Here is an 8,912-nt window from a genome sequence, read left to right on the forward strand (position 1 = left end):
GGGATTCTACCGCCCTTCGACGAAGATCGCCCGCAGTTGATCGTTCCGGTGAGCGCCTCACGACCGGCTGTGGATAAATCCCACCCCCGATGCAGTACAATCGCTGCTTTTAATCGCTAACCAGCCGGCCATTCCGATGATCGAACCCAAGCGCGTCTTGCGCGCCCTCGCCGAACACTGGGCCCTGCTTGAGCCACTGTGCGAACACTTCGACCAAGGCACCCTGAGCCTCAGCGAACTGCGCGCCCAGCTGGCCGCCCAACAACTGGACAGCACGCCACAGGACATCACCAGCCTGCTGGACGTGTGGATTCGCCTGGATATCCTGGTGCCTGTCGCCAAGAGCCCGAACCGTTTCGAGCTCAACGCACAGATCCACGACTTCCTGGCGTATCTTCGCAAGGAGCACCGGCTAGGCCTGTGCCTGGAAATCGAAGCCTACCTGCGCCACCTTGAGCGCCTGGCGGGTTATATCCAGGACGCCTTCGACATCCGCGACGGCCATGACCTGGCGCGCCAATTGCGCCTGCTGGACATGCGCGTGCGCGACGTGCTGAAAAAACTCGCCAACGACGAACAGGCCCTCGCTGCCGTGGCCGATCGCGCCAAGACCAGCGACCGGCAGATCCCGTTGCGCCAGCGCTACGCCGAAGTACTGGCGACCTGGGACGAATACGTCGAGCCGATGATTCAACTGGTGAACGCCGACGGCGCCTTCGAACAAGGCGTGCGCAAGGTGGAAAACGTACTGTTGCGCATGCTCACCGAGCAGCAGCGCCTCGGCCACCTGGTGGACGACGACATGCTGCTGCGCACCCACGCGCGCATCCTCGAAATGCAGACCAGCGCCCAACTGACCTTGCGTCACGCCCGGGAACTGCTGCTGCCGTTGCGGGAAGAAGCACGCCGGCACAACGCCGTGACCCGGGGCGCGGCGCTGGCCTTGTCGGCGATTCGCCGCAAGGGCCTGGACGCGGTGCCGCAAGCGGCGATGCCGATGTTCACCCGGCCGCAAAGCACATTTCTCGGCAGTGCCAGCCAGGTCGAAGCCTACGTGTACGCCCTGGCCAACTTCGAACCGAAGCCGGCGCGTTTCCCCAAGGCGCACAAATCCCACAAGGGCGAAGCCCCTCGCGCACCGCGCACGGTCAAGGAAATGCTCGAGCGCTGTGAAGACGCGCTGCCGATGCCGGACCTGATGACCTGGCTGCTGGAGCAGGAACCGGACGGCGCAACCGACGAGTTGCTGTACTGGTTCTCACGCCTGTCGCGGGAAAAACGCTTCAAGCGTGAACGTCTGGAACGACGGGATTACCACACTCACGAGCACCAGGTCAGCCTGCGCTCATTCGCCCTGCTTCCAGCCAGTATTGATACGGCCGGGAATTCTGCGAGCACCCCTCATGCATCTTGATCTATCCGAACTGTCCCAGCTGGCGCCGATCTTTCGCGAGCTGTTCAAGGGTTACCACGTCAGCCGCCGCGACCCGGAGCTGTACGCCCAACTGTCGAACTTCCAGGACCAGTACCGCACGTTGTTCAAGGCCCTGGGCTTTGAGTTGGTGTGCGACACGCGAGGTTTCTACTACTTCGTGCCGGACTCGGCCGTGGCCGCCGCGCAGGTCAACAAGACCGCCCAGCGCCTGGCGTTGTTCACCTTCATCATCGTCGAGCACCTGGCCGACCAGGGCCGCGACCCGATCGCCGTGCTCGACGGTGGCAGCCTGGGCCGTGACGAACTGCCGTCGTTGCTGGAAAAGTACCGCGACCTGTTTATCCAGGCCGAAGTGCAGACCGTCGAGGAACTGGAAGAAAAAATCATGCGCCGCATGACCCAGCTGGGTTTTGCCGGTGAAGAGAACGGCATCTACCGCTTCCTGCCGCCGATGCACCGCTTCCTCGATGTGTGCCTCTCGGTCCAGCAAGACCGCGACCTGGCCGCGAGCATCCACAGCGTATTGCCGTTGCCGGCCCCGGTGATCATCGACGAAGACAGCGATGAAAAACTGCTGAAGACCGATGACCCGCTGGACTTGAGTGACTTTGCAGAAGAAAGCGAAGAAGACGCCCTGGCCCGCGCCATTGCCGAAGAACAGGAGACCGACGCATGAGCAAGGAACGCTACGGCATTCGCCGCTTCGCCCTTTTGAACACCGCCGGTTACAGCCTGGGCCTGTTCCCGCTGGAAGAACCGCTGTCGGTGTACGGCGCGAACAACCTCGGCAAATCGGCGTCGATCAACGCCTTGCAGTTCCCGATTCTGGCGCGCATGTCGGACATGAGTTTCGGCAAGTACACCCTGGAGCAATCCCGGCGTTTCTACTTTGCCACGGACACCAGCTACATCCTCGTGGAAGTCTCGCTTCCCCATGGCCCGCACGTGATCGGCGTGGTCGGTCGCGGCCCGGGCGGTGGTTTCGGTCACCAGTTCTTTGCCTACGCCGGCAAGCTGGACCTGGCGCACTACCAGAAGAACGACACCTGCCTGCGCCAGAAAGAGCTGTTCACCAACCTTGAGCGCGAAGGCCTGAAAGCCTATGAGCTCAAGCCCGATGAGCTGCGACGTTTGCTGGTGGGCGGCCATACGTCGATCCCGCTGGACCTGACCCTGATTCCGCTGCGCTCCACCAGCGAGCAGAGCCTGAAGACCTTCCGCGCGCTGTTTATCAATTTGCTGCACATGCGGGAAATCACCGCGGCCAAGTTGAAGCAGCTGTTTCTGGATGCGTTCGAACACAGCCTGCGTTCCGGCAGTGTCGATTACATCGCGGCGTGCGAAGAAGCCTTCCGCGATGTACGACGCATGGAGCAGGACTACAACTCGCTGGTGGCTGCCGGCCCTCTGGTAGAAGCCTTGGCCAACGGCGTGAAGCAGCGGGACATTCTGCGGGGCAAGCTGCATCGCCTGTCACCGCTGCTGGATTCGTTGCTGGGCACCTGGTCGGACTACGCCAGTGCGCGCAAGGAAGAACTGACGATCCAGGCCGAGCATTACCGCAACGAGCAGGATTCGCTGCAGAACGACCAGCGCGGCGGCACTCAGGAGCTGATGCGCCTGGAGCGGGAAATCAGCGGGATTCAGCGCTGGCTGGGTGAGCTGTCAGTGCTCAAGCACCGCTTCGCGCTGGTGGATGACGTCAAGGTGCTGGAGCAGCAACTGCTGGCCGCCAAGGATGCTCACGATGAACTGGCCGGGGCCTTGGCGCAGTCGCGTCAGTTCAGCGCCGAGGATCTGGACGAACGTCTGCGGGACCTGGAAAAACGCCTGAAGTCGGTGAAGCAGCAACTCGATCACGCCGACAACAACAGCTACGCCAAGCTGCGGGAAGAATTCTCGCAGCAGGATGTCGAGCGTCTGATGCGCCTGTTCAACAGTTCGCTGTTCAGCTTGCCGCTGGGTGAGCATGGCATCACGCTGGACGAGGACGGCCTGTGGGTGAAATCCCTGGAGCAGATCCTTGATGGCTTCAAGGGCGAGCGTTTTGAAGTGCCGGGGCTGGCCATCGACATCTCGCACATTGAACCACCGGCGTTGCAGGCACTGGCTGACCGCGCCGCGTTGCGCGACCAGAAAGAGCGTCTGGAAAAAGAACTCAAGCAACTGAAAACCCAGCAAGCCGTGGCGGCCGACCGCGCGGCGAGCAAGACCCAGACTGAAGCGCTGTACCAACAGGTACTGGACGCGCAGAAGGCGCTGGAAGATTTCCGCCGTGCACAAACCCTGAGCGCCGAGGAAGGCGAGAAGCTGGAAAGCCTGGCGCAGATGGAAGCGGCCCAGGACGAATTGAAACGCTCCAGCGATGCGTTTACCGAGCGCGTCCAGCAACTGTCGGCCAAGCTGCAATTGGTAGGCCGGCAGATTGGTGATATGGAAGCCAAGCAGCGCACCCTGGATGACGCATTGCGTCGTCGCCAGTTGCTGCCGGCAGACTTGCCGTTTGGTACGCCGTTCATGGACCCGGTCGACGATTCCATGGACAACCTGCTGCCGCTGCTCAATGACTACCAGGACAGCTGGCAAGGCCTGCTGCGCGCTGATGGCCAGATCGACGCGCTGTACGCACAGGTGCGCCTCAAGGGCGTGGCCAAGTTCGACAGTGAAGACGATATGGAGCGCCGCCTGCACCTGCTGATCAACGCTTACGCGCACCGTACCGATGAAGCCCTGACCCTGGGCAAGGCCCGGCGGGCGGCGGTCACGGATATCGCGCGCACCTTGCGCAATATCCGCAGCGACTACGACAGCCTTGAGCACCAGTTGGCGTTGTTCAACCGTGAGATCAACAAGCGCCAGGTGTCCAACCTGCAGAGCTTCCGCATCGTGCTCGCGCCGAACAAGGAAGCCCTCAAGCATATCGACCAGATCATCCACAGTGCCGGTCAGTATGAAGAGGGCGAAACCCTGTCGGTGTTCGATCTGAGCCAGAGCGCCGAGCAAGACAACAAGAACGAGGAGGCCAAGGAATACCTGGCGCGCCTGGTAGCGGCCAACCATAACCAGTTGGGCCTCAAGGACTTGTTCGAACTGGCGTTCGAGATCACCAAGGTCAACGGCCAGCCGATCATTCACACCGACATCGATGGCGCCGCCTCCAACGGCACCACCATGACCATCAAGGCGCTGACCAACATGTATTTGTTGCTGCACTTGATGGACCGCGACCAGGCCGGTCGTGTGCGCCTGCCGTACTATCTCGATGAGGCCGCGGACATCGATGAGAAGAACCAGGCAGCATTGCTGGAGACCAGCTTGCAACTGGGCTTCGTGCCGATTCTGGCGAGTGTGAAGCCGCAGGTTTCCGCCCAGGTGGCGATCGACCTGGAAGGCGGCAGCGGGCCGAACGGGATCTACATTGATGAAGCGGACTGGAAGTACATCCGTCGTCACGATGTGGTGAAGGCGACGGTGAATGTGCAGGCGGATGAGCCGGAGCTGGATGAGGTTTAATCAGTTGCGCTGAAATGCAAAAAGGCCGCGATCTTCTGGATCGCGGCCTTTTTTTGGTGTTCTTGAGGGCCTCTTCGCGAGCAAGCCCGCTCCCACATTCAATCGGGTTCCTCCAATGGGAACTGGGTCAAATGCGGGAGCGGGCTTGCTCGCGAAGGCCGCGCCTCGATCTATTTGCCGAGCGGGATTTTAGGGGCCCAGGTCAGCCATTCGTCTTCAAACTTGTCGAACAGCGGGAAGGTCTGCTGGGGCCGAGCGGCGTTGCCCATGCGCTCGCCATCCGGCGTGGCAAAGGCGATGCCGCCGGCGACCAGGGTCTCCAGGGACTCCGTGCGAACAGTCGCGCCCTTGAACAAGCCGAAGTCGAGCCCGAAGCCGCTGGTGTTCCAGAACCGGCTGCCACTGCGCACCAGAGGCGCGTACTTGGGCTCGATCAGGATGTGAACCAGCACACGGTCGGCGGTCTGGCCCAGCTCGTAGCCGGTAACTTTGCCTACGGTGACTTCGCGGTAAGTGACCGGAACGCCTTCCTTCAACGAGCCACGGCGTGCGGCGCTGAGTACCAGGCTCAGGCCCTCCTCCTGATGAACGGCTTCTGGCGGCTTGTCCAGCGCGACGAAACTCTTCTGTGGGCCGATGCTTTTGGTCGCTGGCTGTACTTCGATGTACTGGCCGGTCACCAGGGTTTCCAGGTTCGACGTTTTCATCAGGCCCAGTTCAGGCTTGACCACCCAGAACTGACTGCCGGCCCGTGCAATGCGGTCGGCCACTTGGGTGATACGCGCGCTGAGCAGCACCGATTGCATGTCGGCGCTCAGGTCGACACTTTCGATCTTGCCTACGTCCAGGCCCTTGAAGCGCACTGGCGTACCCGGGCGCAGGCCATCGGCGCGGTCGACCTTGATGGTCACCAACGTACCGTGCTGGTTGGCGGCTTCGCGATCCGGGAACAGACGGAAACGCGGGATGCGCTTTTTCAGCGGCACATTCGGCTCCGGGGTTTCGAAGGCGATACCGCCCGCCATCAGGCTGGCCAGGGATTCGCTTTTCACCTGGATGCCGCCGGTAAGCCCACCGGTCAGGGTCACGCCGCTGGCATTCCAGAAACGGGTCGAACCATTGACCAGGCCTTCGTATTCTTTCTCGATATGGACGCCGATCACCAGTTGCTTGTTCTTGCGGGAGAACTGGTAGCTCTGCACGGAACCGACCTTGACCTGCTTGTAGAGGATCGGGCTGCCGACATCAAGGGAACCGAGGTTGTCGGTGAAGAGCACCATGTGCAGGCCGGGGGAGCGCAGGTCCAGTGGCGGCGCCTTGGCGCGGGCGACGTACTCCCGTTGTGGCGCGGTGCCCTTGTCGCCGGGACGGATGGCGATGTAGTTACCTTTGACCAACGCTTCCAGCCCGGTGATGCCCGCCAGGGAGATAGACGGTTTGACTACCCAGAATTGGGTGTCCTGGACGAGGTAGTCTTCGGCCAGTGGGTCGAGGGTCAACTCGGCATTGGCGCTGGACAGGTCCGGATCGATCTTCAGGGTTTTCAGGCTGCCGACCTGGATGCCTTTGTACATCACCGGGGTGCGGCCCGCCTGGAGGCCTTCGAAGTCGGTGAGTTTGACTTTGACCTTGATGCCCGCCGCGGCTGCATCGAAGTCTTCGTACAGGCGGAACGGCAGGCTCGGGTCCGTCGGTGGGCTGTCCTTGCGGTTCTCCGGCGTGGCGAAGGCGATACCGCCGGCAACGATGCTGGCCAGGGATTCACTGCGGACTTTTACGCCGGAAAGGTTGGCGTCGATGCTGATGCCGCTGGCGTTCCAGAAACGCGTGTGTTTACGCACCAGGCTGGCGTAGGTCGGCTCGATGTAGACCTTGATTTCAACGGTGGTCTGGTCTTCGGAGAGCAGGTAGCTTTTGACCTGGCCGACCTGGATCTGCTTGTAGAACACCGGGCTGCCACGGTTCAGCGAGCCGAGTCGATCAGCTTTGATCGTCAGGTGCAGGCCGGGCTTGGCGTCGGATAAAGGCGGTTCTTCGGACAGGGCCTTGAACTTGCGCGTCGGCTCACCATCGCCTGGGCTGGCGGCGATGTAGTTACCCGAGACCAGGGTTTCCAGGCCGGTGATCCCGGCCAGGCTGACACTTGGCTTTACCAGCCAGAAGCGGGTGTTGGTCTTGAGGTATTGCTCCACATCCTTGTTCATCTCGATGGTGGCAATCACTCCGCGATTGTTACCTTCGTCATCCAGGGCCAGGGTCTTGACCTTACCCACGGACATGCCTTTGTAGACCACTTCGGTCTTGTTGGCCTGGATGCCTTCGCCGCTTTCAAAGCGTACCTGAATCTCGATACCTTGCTGGTTGTACGCACGCCATCCCAACCAGCCACCGATGATCAGGGCAATCAGGGGCAGCACCCAAATGGCCGACCAGTTGGAAGCTGGGCGGGTTTTAGCCTTAGGCAAATCACTCATGGTCGTCGTCCGACTCCGTGTTATCCCAAATCAGTCGGGGATCAAAAGTTACTGCGGCAAGCATCGTCAAGATCACCACACTGGCGAACGCTACGGCACCGAGATTGGCCTCGACACTGGCAAGTCGCCCAAAGTTTACGACTGCCACCAGGATGGCAATCACGAAGATATCCAGCATGGACCAGCGGCCAATGAACTCGATAAAGCGGTACATGATAATGCGTTGTTGCGCGGAAAGTGGCTGGTGACGCTGCACCGAAAACAGCAGCAGCCCAATACCCACCAGCTTGAAGGTGGGCACCAGAATGCTGGCGATGAACACTACAGCGGCGATCGGGAACATGCCGTGCTGCATCAACTGGATCACGCCGGACATGATGGTGCTCGGATCGCCTTGGCCCAGGGAGCTTACGGTCATGATCGGCAACAAATTGGCCGGGATGTACAAGATGGCTGCCGTGATCAGCAGCGCCCAGGTGCGCGTCAGGCTGTTCGGACGACGGGCGTGGACCAGCGCGCCGCAACGGGTGCAGGTTTGCTCGTCGGTGTCCGGGTCTTGTTTGTTTAGTTCGTGGCATTCGGTACAGATCAGAATGCCCGCATCAATCGCCCGCATGAGCATCCTCTCCTGACAGCGCTTCCCAGATCTGGTGAGGTGACATGACCACCTCCAGCAGTATCTGGACCATTAACAGACTTACGAAGCAGGCCAGGCCCAGCCCAACGGTGATGGTGGCCATGTCGGCCAGCTTTACGATCGCCACCAGCACGCCCATCAGGTAGACCTCGAGCATCCCCCAGTCTTTCAGATGATGGTAGATGCGATAAAACAGCAGACCGTAGCTACGGCCGATGTTCCAGCGGATGCTCAGCAATACCGCCAGTTGGCACAGGAGCTTGAGCAATGGAATGCCCATGCTGCAGAGGAACACCACCACGGCGACGCCCTGCATGCCGGTGTCGAACAGGCCGACCACGCCGGTCCACACGGTGTCCTGTGAGGACTGCCCGAGTAGATTGAGCTGCATGATGGGTAAAAAGTTCGCGGGGACGTACAACAGCAGCGCGGCAATCACTAACGCCAGGCTTCGTTCAACGACGTTGTGGCGGTGAGCGTACAGCTCGTAGCCGCAGCGTGGGCATTGGGCCTTTTCACCGCGGGCAAGCTCCGGCTTGCGCATCAACAAGTCGCACTCATGGCATGCCACGAGTTCGTCCAGCGGTAAGTCTGACGCCTCAAGGGCATCAACCGGGTCGGGCATATAGGGCTCGGACTCTAAAAAAGATTAGGTGCCTATTCTAGTGTTCTGGTTCAGAAATAACTGTGCAAATTTGTCGGGGGATTCAGTAGCGTTTGTGTGCGCGAGAGGGGATTGGGACGAGGGGATTTAGACCAATGCGTGGCATCAGGTAGCCCGCGTTACCGTTGGAGTTTTTCGCCAGCAAGCTCGCCATACTTTCCGACCGCGCAAAACAAAACCCCTGACTGC

6 protein-coding genes are annotated in these 8,912 nt (G+C 60.8%); 3 read left to right on the top strand and 3 right to left on the bottom strand.

Annotation, left to right across the window (positions count from 1 at the left end; genetic code table 11):
• Nucleotides 1–136: 136 nt before the first annotated feature.
• From mksB to mksF, 3 genes are read left to right on the top strand one after another with little or no spacing between them, the layout of a single operon-like run.
• Nucleotides 137–1,414, top strand: coding sequence for an Mks condensin complex protein MksB (gene mksB, locus HX821_RS21955; RefSeq protein ID WP_003214377.1), 1,278 nt, complete (start codon nt 137–139; stop codon nt 1,412–1,414).
• A complete protein-coding gene (gene mksE, locus HX821_RS21960; RefSeq protein WP_003214375.1) occupies nt 1,404–2,111 on the top strand; it encodes an Mks condensin complex protein MksE in 708 nt (235 codons plus the stop codon). Before mksB ends, mksE begins: the two co-directional genes overlap by 11 nt.
• A complete protein-coding gene (gene mksF / locus HX821_RS21965; RefSeq protein WP_008437530.1) occupies nt 2,108–4,948 on the top strand; it encodes an Mks condensin complex protein MksF in 2,841 nt (946 codons plus the stop codon). The genes mksE and mksF overlap by 4 nt, the downstream gene beginning before the upstream one ends.
• Nucleotides 4,949–5,118: 170 nt before the next feature.
• Here the strand turns inward: mksF and HX821_RS21970 are convergent, their stop codons facing one another.
• The 3 genes from HX821_RS21970 to HX821_RS21980 are packed head-to-tail and all read right to left on the bottom strand — an operon-like array spanning nt 5,119 to nt 8,684.
• Nucleotides 5,119–7,422 (bottom strand): PqiB family protein, encoded by a 2,304-nt coding sequence (locus HX821_RS21970; RefSeq protein ID WP_003214369.1) that lies wholly within the window; start codon nt 7,420–7,422, stop codon nt 5,119–5,121.
• Nucleotides 7,415–8,038 carry a paraquat-inducible protein A gene (locus tag HX821_RS21975; RefSeq protein ID WP_003214366.1) on the bottom strand — a complete coding sequence of 208 codons (624 nt, stop codon included), beginning with the start codon at nt 8,036–8,038 and terminating at the stop codon, nt 7,415–7,417. The genes HX821_RS21970 and HX821_RS21975 overlap by 8 nt, the downstream gene beginning before the upstream one ends.
• Nucleotides 8,025–8,684: a paraquat-inducible protein A gene (locus HX821_RS21980; protein WP_177022667.1), complete on the bottom strand. Its 660-nt coding sequence runs from the start codon at nt 8,682–8,684 to the stop codon at nt 8,025–8,027. The genes HX821_RS21975 and HX821_RS21980 overlap by 14 nt, the downstream gene beginning before the upstream one ends.
• Nucleotides 8,685–8,912: the final 228 nt, after the last annotated feature.

The sequence above is a fragment of the Pseudomonas sp. B6001 genome (assembly GCF_013386015.1).
Taxonomy (GTDB): Bacteria; Pseudomonadota; Gammaproteobacteria; order Pseudomonadales; family Pseudomonadaceae; genus Aquipseudomonas.

Excerpts from the sequence above, each read along its gene's own strand:
- HX821_RS21970 (WP_003214369.1), bottom strand. The coding sequence starts at position 7,422 with ATGAGTGATTTGCCTAAGGCTAAAACCCGCCCAGCTTCCAACTGGTCG.
- HX821_RS21975 (WP_003214366.1), bottom strand. The coding sequence starts at position 8,038 with ATGCGGGCGATTGATGCGGGCATTCTGATCTGTACCGAATGCCACGAA.
- mksF (WP_008437530.1), top strand. The coding sequence starts at position 2,108 with ATGAGCAAGGAACGCTACGGCATTCGCCGCTTCGCCCTTTTGAACACC.
- HX821_RS21980 (WP_177022667.1), bottom strand. The coding sequence starts at position 8,684 with ATGCCCGACCCGGTTGATGCCCTTGAGGCGTCAGACTTACCGCTGGAC.
- mksE (WP_003214375.1), top strand. The coding sequence starts at position 1,404 with ATGCATCTTGATCTATCCGAACTGTCCCAGCTGGCGCCGATCTTTCGC.
- mksB (WP_003214377.1), top strand. The coding sequence starts at position 137 with ATGATCGAACCCAAGCGCGTCTTGCGCGCCCTCGCCGAACACTGGGCC.